This window comes from Nocardia kruczakiae NBRC 101016 (assembly GCF_001612965.1).
In the GTDB taxonomy this organism is placed as follows: Bacteria; Actinomycetota; Actinomycetes; order Mycobacteriales; family Mycobacteriaceae; genus Nocardia; species Nocardia kruczakiae.
The window spans coordinates 1-18,427 of record NZ_BDBL01000034.1 but is presented as its reverse complement, the minus strand read 5'-3'; the positions used below and the strand labels follow the sequence as shown (position 1 = coordinate 18,427).

Annotated in this window: 18 protein-coding genes; 11 read left to right on the top strand and 7 right to left on the bottom strand. The window is 68.8% G+C overall.

The features are described 5' to 3' along the window. Positions 1 to 27: 27 nt before the first annotated feature. Both NK1_RS23605 and NK1_RS23600 read right to left on the bottom strand, forming a co-directional pair. The gene (locus NK1_RS23605; protein ID WP_157104403.1) at positions 28 to 963 is read right to left on the bottom strand and encodes an alpha/beta hydrolase; all 936 of its coding nucleotides are present in this window, start codon (positions 961 to 963) and stop codon (positions 28 to 30) included. A gap of 246 nt (positions 964 to 1,209) precedes the next feature. Further along, the gene (locus NK1_RS23600; protein WP_063011992.1) at positions 1,210 to 2,148 is read right to left on the bottom strand and encodes an alpha/beta hydrolase; all 939 of its coding nucleotides are present in this window, start codon (positions 2,146 to 2,148) and stop codon (positions 1,210 to 1,212) included. Between the two features lie 600 nt (positions 2,149 to 2,748). Between NK1_RS23600 and NK1_RS23595 the strand changes: the two genes are divergently transcribed. Together NK1_RS23595 and NK1_RS23590 are read left to right on the top strand one after the other, a co-directional pair. Beyond that, the gene (locus tag NK1_RS23595) at positions 2,749 to 2,934 is read left to right on the top strand and encodes a hypothetical protein (protein ID WP_063011986.1); all 186 of its coding nucleotides are present in this window, start codon (positions 2,749 to 2,751) and stop codon (positions 2,932 to 2,934) included. A gap of 79 nt (positions 2,935 to 3,013) precedes the next feature. Next, positions 3,014 to 3,934: an SDR family oxidoreductase gene (locus NK1_RS23590; protein ID WP_167354290.1), complete on the top strand. Its 921-nt coding sequence runs from the start codon at positions 3,014 to 3,016 to the stop codon at positions 3,932 to 3,934. 149 nt (positions 3,935 to 4,083) lie between these two features. On the opposite strand, the gene NK1_RS23585 is transcribed toward NK1_RS23590, so the two are convergent. The 3 genes from NK1_RS23585 to NK1_RS23575 form a co-directional block, all read right to left on the bottom strand. Continuing rightward, entirely contained in the window at positions 4,084 to 4,974 is an 891-nt protein-coding gene (locus NK1_RS23585; protein WP_063011980.1) for a helix-turn-helix domain-containing protein, read from the bottom strand. An 87-nt stretch (positions 4,975 to 5,061) separates the two neighbouring features. Next, a complete protein-coding gene (locus NK1_RS23580; protein WP_063011977.1) occupies positions 5,062 to 5,571 on the bottom strand; it encodes a tryptophan-rich sensory protein in 510 nt (169 codons plus the stop codon). A gap of 245 nt (positions 5,572 to 5,816) precedes the next feature. Then, positions 5,817 to 6,203, bottom strand: coding sequence for a DUF1304 domain-containing protein (locus tag NK1_RS23575; RefSeq protein WP_063011975.1), 387 nt, complete (start codon positions 6,201 to 6,203; stop codon positions 5,817 to 5,819). Between the two features lie 434 nt (positions 6,204 to 6,637). On the opposite strand from NK1_RS23575, the gene NK1_RS23570 reads away from it, so the two are divergent. The 4 genes from NK1_RS23570 to NK1_RS23555 are packed head-to-tail and all read left to right on the top strand — an operon-like array spanning position 6,638 to position 10,267. Further along, positions 6,638 to 6,997 carry an STAS domain-containing protein gene (locus tag NK1_RS23570; protein ID WP_198163754.1) on the top strand — a complete coding sequence of 120 codons (360 nt, stop codon included), beginning with the start codon at positions 6,638 to 6,640 and terminating at the stop codon, positions 6,995 to 6,997. 24 nt (positions 6,998 to 7,021) lie between these two features. Further along, the gene (locus NK1_RS23565) at positions 7,022 to 7,519 is read left to right on the top strand and encodes an ATP-binding protein (protein ID WP_063011973.1); all 498 of its coding nucleotides are present in this window, start codon (positions 7,022 to 7,024) and stop codon (positions 7,517 to 7,519) included. Between the two features lie 55 nt (positions 7,520 to 7,574). Next, positions 7,575 to 9,182 carry a PP2C family protein-serine/threonine phosphatase gene (locus NK1_RS23560; RefSeq protein ID WP_063011971.1) on the top strand — a complete coding sequence of 536 codons (1,608 nt, stop codon included), beginning with the start codon at positions 7,575 to 7,577 and terminating at the stop codon, positions 9,180 to 9,182. 26 nt (positions 9,183 to 9,208) lie between these two features. Further along, on the top strand, positions 9,209 to 10,267 hold the full coding sequence (locus NK1_RS23555) for a cobalamin B12-binding domain-containing protein (protein WP_063011969.1): 1,059 nt from the start codon (positions 9,209 to 9,211) through the stop codon (positions 10,265 to 10,267). A 50-nt stretch (positions 10,268 to 10,317) separates the two neighbouring features. Here the strand turns inward: NK1_RS23555 and NK1_RS23550 are convergent, their stop codons facing one another. Next, entirely contained in the window at positions 10,318 to 11,670 is a 1,353-nt protein-coding gene (locus tag NK1_RS23550) for a WS/DGAT/MGAT family O-acyltransferase (protein ID WP_063011966.1), read from the bottom strand. A 234-nt stretch (positions 11,671 to 11,904) separates the two neighbouring features. On the opposite strand from NK1_RS23550, the gene NK1_RS23545 reads away from it, so the two are divergent. Then, entirely contained in the window at positions 11,905 to 13,344 is a 1,440-nt protein-coding gene (locus NK1_RS23545) for an NAD(P)/FAD-dependent oxidoreductase (protein WP_084461462.1), read from the top strand. A gap of 62 nt (positions 13,345 to 13,406) precedes the next feature. Then, a complete protein-coding gene (locus tag NK1_RS23540; RefSeq protein WP_063012121.1) occupies positions 13,407 to 15,176 on the top strand; it encodes a hydroxysqualene dehydroxylase in 1,770 nt (589 codons plus the stop codon). On the opposite strand, the gene NK1_RS23535 is transcribed toward NK1_RS23540, so the two are convergent. Further along, on the bottom strand, positions 15,162 to 15,962 hold the full coding sequence (locus tag NK1_RS23535; RefSeq protein WP_063011964.1) for a helix-turn-helix domain-containing protein: 801 nt from the start codon (positions 15,960 to 15,962) through the stop codon (positions 15,162 to 15,164). The two genes, NK1_RS23540 and NK1_RS23535, sit on opposite strands and share 15 nt — an antisense overlap. Before the next feature lie 101 nt (positions 15,963 to 16,063). On the opposite strand from NK1_RS23535, the gene NK1_RS23530 reads away from it, so the two are divergent. The 3 genes from NK1_RS23530 (at position 16,064) to NK1_RS23520 (ending at position 18,376) form a co-directional block, all read left to right on the top strand. Further along, on the top strand, positions 16,064 to 16,573 hold the full coding sequence (locus tag NK1_RS23530) for a GtrA family protein (RefSeq protein ID WP_063012119.1): 510 nt from the start codon (positions 16,064 to 16,066) through the stop codon (positions 16,571 to 16,573). Positions 16,574 to 16,675: 102 nt separating this feature from the next. After that, positions 16,676 to 17,233, top strand: coding sequence for a hypothetical protein (locus NK1_RS23525; protein ID WP_063906092.1), 558 nt, complete (start codon positions 16,676 to 16,678; stop codon positions 17,231 to 17,233). A 612-nt stretch (positions 17,234 to 17,845) separates the two neighbouring features. Continuing rightward, positions 17,846 to 18,376, top strand: a complete 531-nt coding sequence (locus NK1_RS23520) for a copper chaperone PCu(A)C (protein WP_063011960.1) — start codon at positions 17,846 to 17,848, stop codon at positions 18,374 to 18,376. Positions 18,377 to 18,427 lie beyond the last annotated feature (51 nt).

The window sequence follows — 18,427 nt, the reverse complement described above, 5'->3', positions numbered from 1 at the left end:
CCGGCAGCGCCACGCCCGACGAGCCGATCAGCCCAGGTGCTTGTGGAAGAACGGCACCAGGTTCTCCAGCGCCACACCGGTCGGCTCCGGCTTGTCGTACAGGTCGTAATGCGACGCGCCTTCGACCACGACGAGCTGCTTGTCCTTGGACGCCGCGCGACCGTACAACTCCATGCTCAACCGCTGCGAGGCGAAGGCGCCGACCTTGTCGCCGATCACGACGCACAGCGGCTGGGTCAGGAAGACCTCGACGCGGTCGTAGGCGTCCCAATCGGCCAGCGCGGCCTGGCGAGCGAAGTTGAAGCTCGTCTTGCCGCCGGGAGCCTGCCCGCGATCGGTCTTGTAGTACTCGGTGGCCTCGACCACGTCGATATCGGTGATACCCGCTTGCTTCGCCGCCGCCACCGACGGCGGCAGCAGATCGTTGATCACCTGAGCCTGGCCGCGAGCCTCCGCGGTGCGCTGCGCGGCGATGGCCTCGAGCATGCCCATCGGGTTGTACTCGGAGAAGCCCTCACGCATCAGCCGGCCGACGTTGCTGCCGACGACGGTTCCCAGCGCCTTGATCCGGCGGTCGATCTTCGTGGCCGCCACGGCGTAACCGGCACCACCACAGATCCCGAGCACACCGATCTTGTCCGCATCGACATACGGCAGCGTGACCAGGTGGTCGATCACGAAACTGAAATCGCCGGTCCGGAAACCGGGATCCTCGACCGACCGCGGATCACCGCCGCTGTCACCCTGGAAACTCGCATCGAACACCGCCACCACGAAGCCCGCCTCGGCGAGGGCCGCGCCGTACACCGTGCCCGACGTCTGCGCCTTGCAGCTGCCGGTGGGGTGCCCGGAGACGATCGTCGGATACACCTTCGACTCGTCGAAACCCGGCGGGAAGTAGATGTCGGTGGCAATGTCCCACGCCCAGCCCTCGACCGCCACGGTCTTGATGTCGTTCGCCATGATTTCCTCTCCTGTCCATCGGCTATGTGGAAAATCTATGGCTGTTCCGGAAGCGGCGGCAGGCCGGAATAGTGCCTGGGAACAATCCTTCCCAGCCGGGAGGGACCGGGTAGCCCCGGGTCTTCGACGGCCCGAGCTCTCAGGACAGCAGTCGGGCCGGCGAGGCGGCCCGACGCAGTCTCAGGACTGGTCGGCCGCCGCGTCGGCCCGATCGGGGTGAATCGGCGTTATGCGGGCATCGGAAGGTCAGAGTTTGTCGGCGAAGAACGGGACGACCTTCTTCAGCGCCTCGCCGGCACCCTTCGGCTGGTCGTAGAGGTCGTAGTGGGAGACGTCCGGCAGTTCGAGGAGTTGCTTGTCCGTGGAGGCGGCCTTCTCGTAGATCTCGTGACCGTCGCGGTAGGCGCCGAAGCCGCCCTGCTTGTCTCCGATGACGATCAGCAGTGGCTGATCGAGCAGCTCGTCGGCCAGATGGAACGCATCCCATCCCAGCGCGGTGGAACCGTGCGCCACCTCGAAGGTCGTGCATCCGTTCTTCGCCCCACCACGATCGGTGCGGTAATAGTCGTACGCCTCGATGATGTCGATGTCACCCACCTTCTGGGCCGCCTCGGCCGAGTCAGGCAGGATGTCGTTCGCGACGCTGTCCGCGCCCCGAGCCTCGGCGGTGCGCTGCTCGGCGATGCCACGCAGTGCCGCGAGCGGCCCGTTGTCCTGCTGCGTCGTCTCTCGCTGCATCCGGCCGAAGTTCACACCCGTGATGGAGACGACGGCCTTGAACCGCTTTTCCGTCTTGGCCGCGGCCAAGGTGTAGCCACCACCACCGCAGATGCCGAGTACACCGATACGGTCCGCGTCGACATACGGAAGCGTGACCAGGTAATCCACCACCCGGTGGAAATCCTCGACGCGCTGGGCCGGGTCTTCGAGGAAACGCGGCTTACCGCCGCTTTCCCCCTGGAAGCTCGCGTCGAATGCGATGACTACGTAGCCGGCCTCGGCCAGCGCCGGCGCGTAGACATTGCCGGAAGTCTGCTCCTTGCAGCTGCCGATCGGGTGGGCGGCGACGATTGCGGGATAGGTCTTGGACTCGTCGAAGTCCGGTGGGAAATGCAGATCCGCCGCGATATCCCAGTACATGTCGCGATTGCGGAAGGTGACGTGCTCGATCTTGCCATTGGCCATGGTCCTTCACTCCTCTGGTGGTGCGAACTCCTCTGTCTCGTGCCGAGCCCCGCAGCCAGGTCGTGATGACCGAGTCGGCGAGCCCGTACACGTCCAGCTTCGCGGGGCATACCGACTCTGTGGAGGGGAGAGTTCTTTCCCTGGCATCGCGTTCGATACCGCGTCGCCTGGGCGGCAACGCGGATCGGGTCGCGCATGACCCGGCCGCAGCGGCCACGATCCGAGCCAAGCCCGGACCGAGGTGCGGTTTCCTTCCGCCCCTCGGGAACCGGCAGGCAGGGAGGAAACTTTCCCAGGCACCCGGGCGGATCGAGGCATACGGTGAATCCGTAACCGACAGAACGCACCTTCTCGCCGCGTAGACGTCGTCGACCTCCGTCGGAACTACCACCACCGAAGCGAATGATGCTCGGTCGATCAACCACGCGGAGCGGAGCATGCCGTCATCCATTCACCAGGCCACAGCTCCGCCGTCCGGCCCGCCAGTGATATTCGACAACACCCCCAGCCCGCGAAGGTGAGTTTTCGATGTGGACACACAGCGCTGGCGAGCATGTAGCCACCACTCCCGATAGACCGACGCAACCGTCGCACAGCGATGTGCATCTACGAATCTGGCTGGGTGGCATCGCCTTCGACTACACGGCGGCGGCCGCAGCCGCCGCCAATCTGATCAGCGACTGGCGGCGAAGACCTTGGTACGCCATCGAATTGATGCGCGACACCATCGAGGAGCGGCTGTCACTGCCTCGCCTGCCGAACGAGCGGCTGTTCCTCGGAGCGTGACTCCGATCGCGGCCGAACCGGGTGAAAGTCGCTGTCCGCGTTCGGATTCTTGTCGGCGGCTCCCGGTAACGTCCGGCATGTGAACCGACCCCGCACCGGAACAGATCCTTCGGCGCCGTCTTCGGCCTTGTCGCCGCAATCCGGCCGTCCGGTGCTGATCACGGGCGCATCGGGCAGAATCGCCTCGGGTGTGGTGGACGCCTTGCTCGCGGCGGGTGCACCCGTTCGCGCGGCCTACCGGGATCCAGCACGCACCGCCGCGATGAGGGAATCCGGCCGCGACGCGGTCACCGTCGACTACACCCGGCCTACCACCCTGCCCGCCGCGATGGCGGGTGTCGGCACCCTTTTCCTGGTCACCGCCACTACCGCGACGCAGACTCGGGACGAACTCGCCCTGGTCGAAGAGGCGTACAGAGCCGGCGTCGAACGCGTCGTCAAGGTGTCATTGTGGCGGGCCGACGAACGCCTCACTCCTCTCGCCGACCTGCATCGGCCGGTGGAGGAGGCCATCGAGCGCTCCGGATTGCGGTGGACCTTCTTGCGGCCGAACTTCTTCATGCAGAACTTCGCGCAGATGGCGGCGTCGATCGGCGAGCACGGAGTGATCGCACGCCCGGGAGGCTCGGCGCCCATCAGCTACGTCGACGCCCGTGACGTTGCCGGTGTCGCCGCACATGTCCTCACCACCGGCGGCCACGACGGCCGGATCTATGCTCTCACCGGTCCCCGCGCTCTCACCTACGACGAGGTGGCCGACATCTTCTCGGATATTCTGCGCAAGCCCGTGCGCTACCACGCACAAACCGCGACGGAAGCACGTGACGGCCTGCTCGCCGCCGGCGTTCCGGCATTCATGGCAGAAGCCTTGGTCCGGGTGAGCACCGTCTACGGCGACGGCGGAGCCGATTCGGTCCTATCCACCGTCACCGACTTGACCGGTGAGGCGCCGAGAACCTTCGAGCAGTTCGTTCGCGACCATCGCCGGCTCTTCGGATAACTGCTCGCCGATTGCTCTCGCAGCATCCAGCGGCACAACAGGATCGAACCCGGCGGCCACTTGGGGAGCCGCACATTTCAGACGACAACTCGGTACTCGTGATCGCGAGGAAACGATCTCCGAGGGCCGATAGCCGGACTACATCACGCTCAGAGCGGGCGTGGCTCCTCCGGTGCCTCCGACACCGGCGCACGCTCGGCCGACCAGGAGGCGAGGATGCGTAGTTTGTCCTGGGACGCGCTGCCCGGCTCGGTGGACCACAGCACCAGTTGCTGATCCGGATCACCGGAGTAGCGGAAGGTGTCCCATTCCAGTACCAGATCGCCCACCTCGGGGTGGCTCATCCGTTTGGTGCCGAATTCCTGGTGGGCGACATGGCGGGCCGCCCACCACTGCCGGAATTGCTCGTCGGCGACCGACAACTCGCCGACCAGCGCGGTCAGGCGCGGATCGGTCGGATTCGCTGCCGCTTCCATGCGCAGGATCGCCACGCAGGTCCGCCCGACGGCCTCCCAATCGGTGTACAGCCGGCGCATCGCGGGGTCCAGGAAGATCATCCGCACGTAGTTGCGCTGTTTCTGCGGAATCTTGTCGAAATCGGCGATGAGCGCGGCGGCCAGCCGATTCCACGCCAGGATGTCGAGGTGGCGGCCGAAGATCAGCGCCGGTGTATCGGTCAGCTGCTCCAGCAGCCTGCCGAGTTGTGCTCGCACAACCTGGCGGCCGCGCGGTGCGGGCGGGCGGCTGTCGGCGCGTTCGGCCAGGCTGCGGACATAGTCGCGCTGTTCGCGATCCAACTGCAACACCCGGACCAGGGTGTCGAGTACGGGCTCGGACGGAGCCAGCCGGCCCTGCTCGATCCGCGTGTAATAGTCGGTGCTGATCGCGGCCAATTCCGCGACCTCTTCGCGGCGCAGGCCTGGCACCCGCCGCGGCCGCAGGTCGCCGGAAGGCAGGCCGAGGGTGCCCGGCTCGAGTTGCGCACGGCGGGCTTTCAAGAACTCGCCCAGCTCCCGCAGATGCGGCTCCTTGACGGTCATATCACCACGCTAGAACCGATTCGACGGCGCTGCCTGGGCGAATTCTCTCCCAGGCAGCGCCGGGATGTGGGGCACGGACTCGGCGTCTCAGCCGGCGCGATTCCGGCGCCAGAGGTCACCGCTCAACACGGTGGCGAAGCCGCACCACGTCGGATAGGCCGCCAGCAGGAAGCCTCCGCGGTCCACCTCGGCCGTGCGACGTGTGAGATCGGCACTGCTCAGCGTCAGGGCGGCCGCCACGGCCGCCACGGCCGTCGCGGCGCCGAGGCGGTGTGCGCGGAAGAAGACCCAGCTCCAGCTCGCGTTGAGGGCCAGGTTGAGCAGCAGAGCGTTGCGTAGTGCTCGGTTCTGGTTCGGCTCGGCGTGGGCGAGCGCTCGGGCGGTTGTGGCGGCGATATCGACGTACAGGGTTGTCCATGCGATGGGAAAGACCACGGGCGGGGGTTGGAAGGGCGGTTTGTCCAGCCGCTGGTACCAGTGCGAGCCGGTCGTGGTCGCCGCTGAGCCTGCTACCGCCGCGGCGGTGGTGGCCGGGAAGGTCCACCACGCTTGCTTCCATCGGCTCGAATCCGTACGCCGCGTGCGCGTTCCGATCACGAGAGGCTCCTTCCTCGCCGGGCTTGCGCTCCGGCCGTGCGGTGTCCACCGGTGAGCTCTGAGCTGCCGCGCATTCGTCACCAGAGCGGCGGCGTGGTCGGTCCCTGCTCGGCTTACCCGCACCTCGTCGGTAATAACGGAGGATCGGCTCGCGTGTTGTCCGCCGGTTCGGCATCAGCCTCACCGCCGGCAGAAGGTGCCCACGACTCCGCGCACAGCGGCAGGCGCCACCGGCCGGTGGCGCGCTATCGCAGACCGATTGCCAGAACGATCACGCCGAGGAGTGGCGGCACCAGCTGTTTGAGGGCCGCGCTCGCCTTGTCGGGGCTGGACAGGAGCAGGACCAGGCCGGCGGCGGTCATCGAGCCGGCACCGGTGAACACCAGGGTGGCGCCGATCGTCGTTTCGCCCACCGCGAAGAACACCGTACCGGCGATCACGCAGATGGCCAGGAAGAGGTTGTAGAAGCCTTGGTTGAAGGCCAGTGGCCTGGTCGTTTCCGCTTCGGCGGCCGAGGAGACTCCGAAGATGGCCCGGGTCTTCGGCCTCGTCCACGCCACCGATTCGAGATAGAAGATGTAGATGTGGATCGCGGCCGCGAGGCACGCGAGGATGAGACCTGCTGTCGTCACCGAACACCTCCGTGAACGTCGTCGCGCGATATAACCACGCGGCGGCCGGGACATGTCGGCGACACGTCGGGTGTCGCGGCAGACACACCGGACCGGGCCCGCGAATGCCGCACCATGCCACCCCGACGTGCCGTTCACCTCTCAATCGTCCATCGGCGTATGGGATTTCGCTCATCGCGCGACGAATCCGGCAGATCCGCCGTGGACGGGGCTGGGCGAACGCCGGTCGACGCGTGTCCCGGCGGGCCCGCAGCGGCCGTTACACTCGGTGATCTTGCGAGGTTGAGACCACAGCCGCGCGCGGCACCGCGAAACTACGCCGAGTATCGCGGTGTTCGACATGCGCAGATGTGCCTGCACACATCCGCTCCGCCGTCACGATTCATACTCGTGGGGGCCGGACTGGATGCGGGAGTGTAGGGAAGGGTGAACACGTGGGATACGAAGGCCACAGCGGCTGCACCGCCGATGTGATCTCGGTCGGCGGCTTCGTGGTGGTGGTCGCGGCCGGTGAGGTCGATTCGCATACCGCGCCGCGGCTCGATACGGCTGTCCAGCAGGCAGTGACTCGTCAACCGGAACAATTGATCGTCGATCTGTCCGCGGTGGAATTCTTCGACTCCTCGGGAATGAATGTGCTCGTACGCGCCCTGCGACAGGCGGGGCGAGTGTTGGTTGTGGCGCCGCGGCCGGTGCGGCGCGTGGTGGAGGTCACCGGCCTGTCGACGGTGTTCGCTCTCTTCGACGACGTCGACGCCGCGGTCGCGAGCGCCCTGGCCCACACGAACGGCTGATATCGGATGCGTCACCCCGAAGACATGCGTCACCCCGACAGCGGCGATCGGAAGGCCGCGAGCGCCGGCGGACAGCGATCGCTCGAGGACCTGCACATCGAATTCCGGGCCCGGTCCGCGGAACTGCAGCGGGTGCGAGCACTGCTGCGGTCCTGGCTCGCGGGGACGAGCCTCGGATCGGATCGTGCCTACGATCTCCTGCTGGCCGTCAACGAGGCCTGTTCGAATTCGGTCGAGCACGGGCATCGCGGTGACGGCCGGACCGTCGTGCTGCACGCCACGGCCACGCATTCGATCCGTATCACCGTCTCCGACGGCGGGACGTGGCGCGTGCCGCGAGCGGACGAGGAGGTCGATCGCGGGCGCGGTCTGCCGATGATGAACGCCCTCATGCCCGGCACCCGGGTCGTCTCGGGCACCGACGGCACGACGGTCGAATTCGTGGTCTCGCTCACCGCCGAATCCCGTTCCGATCCGAGCACCGGACAGTGGTCCCGCCGCACCTCGGCGGAGCAGCCGTGACGCCGGTTCGGCTGCTGCGCAGTGGATTTCACTCGCGGGATGTGGGGAGGTCGCCGTGCCCGAATCCGTTGTAAGCGACGTGGAGCGATGGTCGGCGGTACCGCATCCCGCCGTGGTGGTCGATCGCGCGGGCACGGTGGTCGCGCTGACCGCAGAGGCCGCCGCGCTGTTGCCCGATGCGGTGGTGGGCGAGCCGCTGCGCCGTGCCGCGCCGCCCTGGTTGTCCGCGGCCCACGAGGAGGCGGCCGCCTCGGGCGTCGTGCCCTCGCCCGCATCGGTGACCGGGCGAGTGGGCGGGCGCGCACTGCACGCGACCGCCTCCCCCGGCGCCGACGGCACGGTCGTCTGGTGGTTGCTCGGCGACACCGCGCACTCGCTGTACGAGAGCCGTTGGGAGTTGGAGCAGGAACGCGAACGGACCGCATTCCTGTCGCAGGCCTCCGAGCGGCTGCTGGCCTCGTTGAACGTCGACCGGTGTGTGGAGACGACCGTCCGGCTGGCCGCCGGCCACCTCGCCGATGCCGCGGTGGTCGTCACTCCGCCGGCCGGGCGGGCGTTGTCGGTCGTCTCGTGTGACGAACACGGCGTGGTCCGGGTGAACGTCGTCGAGGAGGACCCCGACACGGTGGCCGGTCTGAGCGAGGCGCTGCGGGGATTCCCGCCGATTCCCTCGCAGTGGCTGGACCCCGCGGCCGTGCCGGCGTGGTTGCTGCCGCCCGGTTTCGAGAACCGCACGGGCTCGGTAATCGTGACTCCGCTACCCGGCCACGGGGTTTCGGCGGGTGCGCTGGTCCTGCTGCGGCGTTCCGGCGAGCGGATCTACGACGAGCGCGACGAGGTCTTCGCCCAGTTGTTCGCCGGCCGCGCGGGTATCGCGTTGTCGGCGGCACGGCTGTACGCCGAGCAGACCAGCATCACCGCGATCCTGATGCGCGAGCTGCTGCCACCGCAACTGCACCGTGTCCACGGCATCGAATTGGCCGGCGCCTACCGGGCTTCGGAGAATCACGAAATCATCGGCGGCGACTTCTACGACGTGCACCGCGCGGCGGCACCGGACGGGGAAACCCTCGTCGTGCTCGGCGATGTCTGCGGGAAGGGTCTCGCGGCCGCCGTGCTGACCGGCAAGATCCGCAACACGGTCCACGCGCTGGTGCCGATGGCCGACGATCATCAGCGCATGCTCAGCCTGCTCAACGATGCGCTGATGTCCTCGCGGCACGACCGCTTCGCCACGCTGGTCCTCGCATCGGCGGTGCATCGGGACGGGCGGGTGCTGCTGCGGTTGACCTCAGCCGGGCATCCGCCGCCGCTGATCGTGCGGGCCGACGGGACCGTCGAAATGGCCGAGACGCGTGGACAATTGGTCGGCGCGCTGCCGAGCATCACCGCGACGACGTTCCGGACCTCGCTCGCGCCGGGGGAAACCTGTCTGCTCTACACCGACGGTGTGACCGAGGCCCGCGGCGGACCGCTGGGCCGGCGCATGTTCGGTGAGGAACGTCTGATGGCCGCCCTCGCCCAGTGTGCGGATATGCCCGCGGAGGCGGTGGTCGAGCGCGTGCACATGCTCACCACCCAGTGGGTCGGCCGCCACGAGCACGACGACATCGCGGTCGTCGCGATCACCGCGCCGCGCACCTCGGCCCTCGTGACCGACTGATCCACACAGCGAAGGAGCCGCCGTTCATGTCCGAGCCGCATCGCCGAATCACCCACGACGCCTCCGCATTTCGTGACGAGCTGTGGGCGGCGGTCACGGGGCGTGACGAACGGGCGGCGATCGGCATCGTGCTCGCGGCGCTGGATTCGGGTCTGGCACCGGAGGTGGTCCTGCTCGATGTGATCGCCGCGGTGCAGCACCGGGTGGGTGCGGAATGGGCTGCGAACACCCTCAGTGTCGCCGACGAGCACACCGCCACCGCGATCAACGATCGCGCCGTGACGGCACTGGCTCTGCATGCGACCGGTGCGCACCCCGGTTCGGCGGGCCGGGTGACCGTCGCGTGTGTGGACGGTGAATGGCACGCCCTTCCCGCGCGGCTGGTGGCCGAGGTGCTGCGGCTGCGTGGCTGGCACGTCGACTTCCTCGGCGCCCAGGTGCCCACACGGCACTTGATCGCGCACCTGCACAACACCGGCCCCGATGCCGTATTGCTGTCGTCGTCGCTGCCGACCCGCCTGCCGTCGGCGCACGGCACGATCACCGCATGTCAGGCGGCCGGGGTGCCGGTGCTCGTCGGCGGGGCGGCGTTCGGGCCGGAAGGCCGTTACGCGGACCTGCTCGGTGCCGACGCCTGGGCGCCGGATGCCGCGACCGCAGCCGAGCTGCTCGCCCGGGGACTGCGACGCGAGCAGCAGCCGCAACGGACCCTGCCGCATCTGACCGATCAGGAATTCACCATGATCGCCCGCAGTACACCGCATGTGCTGGCGACCACGATGGCGGAGCTGGAGCATCGTTTCCCCGCGATGCGGGAGTATTCCGAATTCCAGCTGGAACGCACCGCCGAGGATGTCGCCCAGATTCTCGAATTCCTCGCTACCGCACTGTATCTGGACGACGACGAGTTGTTCACCACCTTCGTCACCTGGACCGCGGACGTGCTCAGCGCACGCGCGGTGCCCGCGCAATCGCTGTTTCCCGTCCTCGACCTGCTCGGCGGGCAGCTACAGGACTTTCCACGGGCGCGACGGATTCTCGCCGCCGCCACCGACGCCCTCACCGAAACCGCCCGCATCGCATAACCATCGAGCGCCGACCATCGAGTCGCGGCCGCGGTGGCCGCACGGCCCGGCTACTCGAGTTCGGCGAGCGATTCGTCGAGTCCGGTCAGCAGCCGTTGCAGATGCGGCACGCTGCGGCGACACCCGACGATGCCGAAGTGCATGGCGCCATCGGAACTGATCGTCGTGATGTTGACCGCCTGTCCGTCGAGGGGAATCGATGCCGGATAGGCGGCTTCCAGGCGCAGGCCGTTCCAGTACCGCGGTTCGGCGGCGCCGGGGACGTTGGAGATGACGATGTTGAACGGCGGCGCGACGGCCGGCAGCCGCACCGGTAGCGCCGCCGATGCCAGTCCCGCCACATTGACCGCCGACAACCCCAGGATCTGCAGCGGCGTCAGCCGCGACATGGTGTTCTTGGTCCGCACCATCGAGGAGTGGATGCGGGCGAGTCGCGCGGCCGGGTCCGGTTCGTCGGTGGCCAGGTCGCACAGTGCCGCACCCACCGAGTTGCCCTCTCCCGCTGCGGTTTCGGCGGTGCCGCGCAGCGAGACCGGCACCATCGCGATCAACGGCTCGGCCGGCAGCGCCCCTTCGGCGAGCAGATATCGCCGCAGCGCGCCCGCGCACATCGCCAGCACCACGTCGTTCACGGTCGCACCCGTACGGGCTCCGACCGCACGCAACCGCGGCAACGGCCACGACTGCGCGGCGAATCGCCGGGCACCGGTGATGGCGACATTGAACATCGTGTGCGGGGCCCGGAACGGGCGCGGCTCCGGATAGTCCCGCGCGATCTCGTAAGCGCCCGACAGCAATTCGGGTACAGCGGTGCCGATCCGCCCGGCCATGCGTACCGCCTCGGCCGAGCGGCGCCACAGCGCGTTCCCGCCGGTGCCCGGACGACGGCCGCGAGAGCGCCACGGCGGCACGCAGTCGCGGGCCGCGGGGTCGGGCGAGAGGGCCCGCTGCCAGGTGCGGACCGCGGACACGCCGTCCATCAGCGCGTGATGTGTCTTGGTGTACAAGGCGATCCGGCCGTCGGCGAGCCCGTCGATGATGTAGACCTCCCAGAGCGGGCGATGGCGGTCCAGCAGCGACCCGTGCAGCATCGACACCAGTTCCAGCAGTTCACGCACCCGCCCGGGCGTGGGCAGCGAGAGCAGCCGGACGTGGTAGTCGAGATCGACGTCGTCGTCGAGATCCCACCGCAGCGGGGAGAAACTCGCCAGCGACCGCGCGGGGCGGCGCCGGAACACCGAGGTGAGTTGGCCGGTGCCCGAGGCCAATTCCTCGTGTAACTGCCGTGCCGATCGCGTCTGTGTGTCCGAGGGACGAAACAGCGAGAGGCCGCCGACGTGCATCGGGTGTTCGCGCGATTCCAGTAGCAGAAATGCCGAATCCAGGGGTGACATCAACGCCATCGCGGTACCTCATCACGGTCGTTTCCGATCGGGCCGGGCGGCCACGCCTTCCGGTGATCATTGCGGATGCGACCGGATCCGGTGGGCGATCCGGAGTGTCACCGGCGCGAGCGGCTCGAGCGTCGGTAATTGCCGCGAGCAATCGGTCCAAACATATTGACAATGTGAGAGGAGTCACTTCATTCTCTCAGTAGGACATAGTGTCCGAACATAGTGACCCCGAAGGCGGCGCCGATGCCCACCGACGAACCTGCCGACTCCTCGCCGACCGATTCGGGCATCCACGAGACCGTCCGGAACCGCCCGGCGAATGACCGCGATCGCGGCGAAAACGACTGCCCGGACATCGAATTCACCGACGTGGTGGTGGTCGGAGCGCGCTGCGCGGGGTCGGCCACGGCCATCGCCTTCGCCCGCGCGGGACGGCGCGTCGTCGTCGTGGACGCGGCCCGATTCCCGTCCGACACCCTCTCGACCCATCTGCTGTGGCCGGCCGGCATCGCCGAGGTGGCGGCACTGGGCGCGCTCGAGCGGGTGCTGGCGCTCGGCGCGCCGCGGTTGCGGGTCGCATTCGCCGCCGGCGCGGGACAGGTGGTGCGGGCGCCGTTCACCGCCGTGGAAGGCATCGACTATGCGATGTGCGTGCGGCGCATCGGATTCGACGCAGCCCTGGTGTCCACGGCCCGCGCGGCCGGTGCGACCGTCCACGAATCGATGCGGGTCACCGAACTCATCCGCGACGGTGGCCGGGTCGCCGGCGTGCGCGCGGTCGATCGCGCGGGGACCACCCACGAGATCCGGGCCCGCCTGGTGGTCGGCGCGGACGGGCGCCGCTCGACGGTGGCACGGCTGACCGGCGCCCTGGACCCGTACCGCAGCAAGCCCAGCGGGCGTTCGTGCTACTTCGCCTACTGGCGCGACGGCCGCCCGGAATGGCGGTCGACGGCCGCGCAGTGGCGGGCCGGGGATCTGCTGGGAACCGCCTTCCCGTGCGAGGACGGCGCGGTACTGTCGCTGATCCAGCCGCCGGTCGCCCACGGGCCGCGCACCGCCGGGCAGACCGAGCAGCGCTACTGCGAGATGGTCGCCGCGATCCCGGAACTCGCTGTGCGACTGGCCGATTGCGAACCGATCGGCCGGGTGCGCTCGGCCACCGGCATCGTCTCCTACTTCCGCCGCTCCAGCGGTCCGGGCTGGGCACTGCCCGGCGACGCCGGCCATTTCAAGGATCCGGTCACCGCACAGGGAATGCGCGATGCGATGCGCTACGGACGATTGCTCGGCGAATACGCCGCGCCGGTACTCGACGACGCGACCGCGCTGGACCGGGCACTGACCCGATGGGAGCACCGGCGGGAACAGGACTGCCTGCCCATGTACCAGTGGACCAACCGGCTCGCCCGCGGCACCGAGATGTCACCGCTCGAGGTGCAGCTGTACCGCGCCGGTGCGGCCGACCCGAATCTGGCCGGCCTCGCGCTGGATGTGATGACCCGGGCGCGGACCCCCGACGAACTACTGACCCCGGCACGGGCGGCGAAGTTCGCGCTGCAGGCACTGGCGCACGCACCGGCGGCCACGGTGGTGGACACCGTGATTCGCGAGGTGCGCGACAGCGCGCAGGACTGGCGGGAACGCCAGGCGGCGCGGTGGGGTTCGGCGTGGCCGCGGTGAGAGAAATTCGGGCTTCGGGATCGACGCAGGGCCGGTCCCGCTCGCTGATTCGAGGAGTGGACATGACCGGTCGAGACGATGCGGGTGGATTCGGCAGGCGGCAGTTGCTGCGAGGGGCGGCGGTAGCGGGCGCGGCCCTCGCGACGAGCGGCGCATGGGCCGCGGCCGCGCGCGCGAATCCGCCACGCCGCCAGGTGGGCCCGGGACGCACGGTGGCGGTGTTCGGAGGTGGCGTATCCGGACTGACCGCGGCGCACGAACTGGCCGAACGCGGCTACGCGGTCACGGTGTACGAGCCGACCGCGCTGGGCGGCAAGGCGCGCAGCATGAGCGTACCCGGCACCGGGGCGGGCGGGCGGGCGGACCTGCCGGGCGAACACGGCTTCCGGTTCTTCCCCGGCTGTTATCAGCACGTTCCGGATACGATGGCGCGAATCCCGTTCCCCGGCAACGCGAACGGGGTGGCCGGGAATCTGATCCGGGTGGAATCCACGGTCGCCGGATTCCCGGATCTGCCGCCGGTGACGGTCCCGACCGAGATCGCCGGGTTGCGCGAACTGAACCCCGATCGCATCCGCAACTCACTCGTCGCCGGATTCGGATTCATCCCGCAGCTGCCGCCGCAGGAACTGGCGTTCTTCGGCGACCGGATGATGATGTGGTTCACCAGCTCCCCCGAACGCCGCTTCGGCCAATGGGAGTACCGATCGTGGATGGACGCGGTCGGGGCCGCCGGGAAGTCGCAGGCCTACCGGGACTACCTGGCGCGAGCGCTGACCCGCATCACGGTGGCGGCGAAGTCGGAGACCAGCTCCGCGCGCACCATCGGAACCATCGGGGAGGCACTGGTTTTCGCCGGCGCCGGCATCGCGCCGCAATATCGCGGCGGGGTGGATCGAATCCTGAACGGCCCCACCAACGAGGCGTGGATCGATCCGTGGGTGGCGCATCTGTCCGGACAGGGGGTCCGGTTCGTCACCGGCGCGGGCCTGACGAGCCTGCGCCTGTCCGGCGACCGGATCAGCGGCGCGAACATGGGCGGGCGTGCGGTGCAGGCGGATTGGTACATCTGCGCGATGCCCGCCGACCGCGCGGCGACGATCCTCGACGACGACATCCTCACCGCGGACCCGGCACTGGCCGGGATGCGGGAACTGGTGCTGGACTGGATGGTCGGCGTGCAGTTCTATCTGCGGCAGCCCACCGGCGTGCCGGAAGGACATATCGCGGCACTCGGCTCGCCGTGGGCGATCACCGCACTGCGGCAGGCGCCGATGTGGCGCGGCGATTTCGCGGCCCGCTACGGCGACGGCACGGTGGTGGAATGCCTGTCCGCGGACGTCTCGGACTGGGACACCCCCGGCATCCTGTACGGCAAACCGGCCAAGCAGTGCACGAAAGACGAAGTGGTGCAGGAGGTGTGGGCGCAGCTGAAACGCTGGCTCAACACCGGCACCGGCTGGTTGCGCGACGACGACCTGCACTCGTGGTTCGTCGACCCGGGCGTGCATTTCGAGGAGGGCGGCAACCGCAACGACACCCCGCTGCTGGTGAACACCGTCGGCTCCTGGGACCACCGGCCGGAGGCGCATTCGGCGATCGGCAACGTGTTCTTCTGCGGCGACCACGTACGCACCGGCATCGATCTGGCGACCATGGAAGGCGCCTGCGAGGCGGGACGCAAGGCGGCCAACGCGGTGCTGGACGCGGCCGGTGACACGGCGCCGCGGGCGGCGGTGTTCCCGATGTACGCACCACCCGAGCTCGAGCCGTTCAAGCGCCTCGACGCCGATCGCTATCGGGCCGGGCTGCCGCATCTACTCGATCTGTGAACGGCGGCGCAGGAATTCGGCGGTCTCCGGGCTCGCGGGCAGGAACGACTCGATCGCGAGCTCGGCGACGGTGACGTTCATCGGGCTGCCGAAAATGGTCATGGTGCTGATGAAATCCAGCTCGATGTCGCCGCCTTCGCCGTCGTGGTGGCGCAGCCGCAGCGGGACGACAGCCTGATCCGGTTCGGGCAGGCCGGGATCGTCACGGCCCCCGGGATATCCGAGCAGTTCGGTGCGCAGCGCGGCCAGATCGGCCGAGCCGGTGGCCTCGATCTGGCGATCGACCCGTTCGAACAGATGTCCGCGCCACTGCGCCAGATTCAGGATGCGCGGCGCCAGCCCCTGCGGGTGCAGGCTCAGCCGCAGCGCGTTGACCGGAGGTGTGAGCAGGTCGGCGGGAATGCCGTCGAGGAACAGGGCGACACCGGAATTGGCGTCGACCATATTCCACTGCGCGTCCACCGCCAGGGCCGGATACGGCTCGTAGCCGGTGAGGATCTGCCGCATCGCGGTGCGGACGGGGGCCATGGTGGGAGTATCCAATCCGGGTTCGGCATAGACCGGGGCGTAGCCGGCGGCCAGCAGCATCCGATTGCGTTCGCGCAGCGGGATGTCGAGCTCCTCGCTGAGGTGCAGGATCAGCTGGCGGCTCGGCGTGGACCGGCCGGTTTCGACGAAGCTGAGGTGACGGGTCGAGGTTTCGGCGCGCCCGGCCAGCTCCAGCTGGCTGAGGCGGCGGGTGCGACGCCAGTGGCGCAGCAGATCTCCGGCGGTATGGGTCGGCACCTGCCCGATCGTATGCGGCTGCGGTCGGCGTGACGATTACCTCGCGGGTCATGATCGCTGTCCGGATGCCCGGCGCGCGGCTCGCGGTTAGGGTGGATTGCGTGTCGTTGGTGCAGGCTGGACTGGACCGGCTGCCCGAACGCTGGCGCGCACTGTTGCTCGCCCATCGGGAGCTGATGAAATTCGCCGTCGTCGGCGCGATCACCTGGTTCGTGGACACCGGAGTGGTGTACGCGCTCAAGCTGACCGTGCTGCCGGACAAGCCGCTGACCGCGCGCGTGTTCGGCGTGCTGATCGCGACGATCGTCTCCTACATCCTGAACCGGGAATGGTCGTTCAACACCCGCGGCGGGCGCCAGCGCAGTCACGAGGCGGCACTGTTCTTCGCCGTCAGCGCGCTGGCGGTGGGCGTCACCGTGATTCCGCAAGCGGTCGCGCTGTACGTCTTCGACATCCGGGTGCCGCACGTCAGCCCGTTCACCCAGGCGGTATCCAACTTCATCACCGGGCAGATCCTGGGCGTACTGCTGGCGATGGCGTTCCGGTTCTGGGCGTTGCGGCGATTCGTCTTTCCCCAGGATCTGCGCGAGGCCGAGCTGGAAATTCTCTGACCCCGGACCGCCGAAACCACGAGGGGTGACGGGCATCACGCCGAGTGTGGACCGCTGGACCTGGCGGCCGGGACCATCGCCGAGCACCGATACCATGAACGGGTGCGAGCAACGGCCGACCCTTCCACGCGACTGCGTGGTGGATGCGTCGGCGCCGCGGCGGGCACGGTGAGTATCGCCGCGCACGCCCTCGGTGGCGGCACGGTGGCACCCGGATCCGCGGCGATCATGATGCTGATCGCCGCGAGCACCGCGATCGGCTGCCTCGCCGCGCACACCCGCACCGGACTGTTCCGGCTCATGGGCCTGCTCGCGATCGGGCAGTGGCTCGGCCATCTGGCGCTGACGTTCTCGCCGCACTGTCACGACGTGCTGATCACCGCGCCCATGCTGGTCGCGCACCTCGTGGCGACGGTGGGCGGGGCGATCCTGGTCCGCGGCGCGGAAATCACGCTGCGACGGGCAGTTTCACTGATTCGACGAGCCGTCGGCGTCGTCACGCACATCCTCGAAACCACCGGCGCTCCGGCCGTCGTCTCGGTGCCGGAGACGGTGACCGCGCCGAGGCGGCTCGTGCTGGCGTCGGGCACCGGGCGGCGTGGGCCGCCCCACGTCACCGGTTCGTTCGCTGCCTCGCACCGCGTCGCCGCGTGGGCCTGATACCGGTACATCGGTGGAACCGTCCACGGCCTCGCCGGATCGGGCCCGGACTTCCGATGACCGCTGAGAGCTGAGCTGCCCCACATACGGATAGGTCCCGGCAAGTCGGGAGCACCGCATCGGCGCACAGCAGGTGCCCCGGCGTTCAATCACCGGTGCATCGCCACGCGGCCGTCACCAGTCGGTGCGCACGACACCTGGACGGGCGTCTACGCGATGCGGAAGCGGTCGCTCGAGCAGTCCGGCGCGCCGGGTCGGCGTCTGCCCTCTGCCTTGTCCGGTGCCGATGACCGCTGTGGCCGTCACGACCCCGCCCGGTGATCGCACGCAGTGCCGTTCAGCCGACACCCGTCCACGGTCCCGATCGGACCCTGGGTCGATCGGATGCCGGACGAACTGCATGCGGCCGGTTCCGGGTGATCCCCCAGGTCGCCCGCTGGCTCGGCAGCAACTAGCGAATACCGATGGCGGAGTAAGGCAAACGCTCCCTCACCCGAGACAGCGCCACGCGCGGACCTCCGGGCGCGCGAGCACCCGGTCGGGGGGAGTGTGTCCGCCGCCTGACCTGCCGTCCAACCAGTCAAACCTCTTCTCATGCAACGGAGTTCACCTATGTTCTCTCTCCTCCACGGGCGCCGCCACCGATCCGCGGCCCTGCTGATCACCGCCACGGCCTCGATCCCGCTGCTGCTGGCCGGATGTTCATCCGGCGGCACATCGACTGCCGCGGACGCCAATTCGGTCAGCGTGAGCGATCAATGGATCAAGGCCGCCGATGCGGGGATGTCGGCGGCGTTCGCGAATTTCACCAACAACAGCGACCACGAGATCCGCGTCGTCGACGCGACCAGTCCGGCGTCGGCGCGCATGGAGATCCACGAGGTGGTCGAGTCCAACGGCACCTCCATGATGCGGCCCAAGGCCGGCGGTCTGGCGATCCCCGCACACGGCAGCGCGAAGCTGACGCCCGGTGGCGACCATCTGATGTTCATCGATCTGAAGGCGCCGCTGCGCACGGGAGCCCAGACACCGGTCACGGTGAAGTTCGCCGACGGCACCAGCACCACCTTCACCGCGCAGGTGCGTGACTTCGCGGGCAATCAGGAGAACTACTCACCGACCCCGGCCGCCCACGGTGGCTGAGCGGCTCTCGCGGCGGCGGCTACTCGGCGGCGGTGCGGCCGCGGCCGGTGC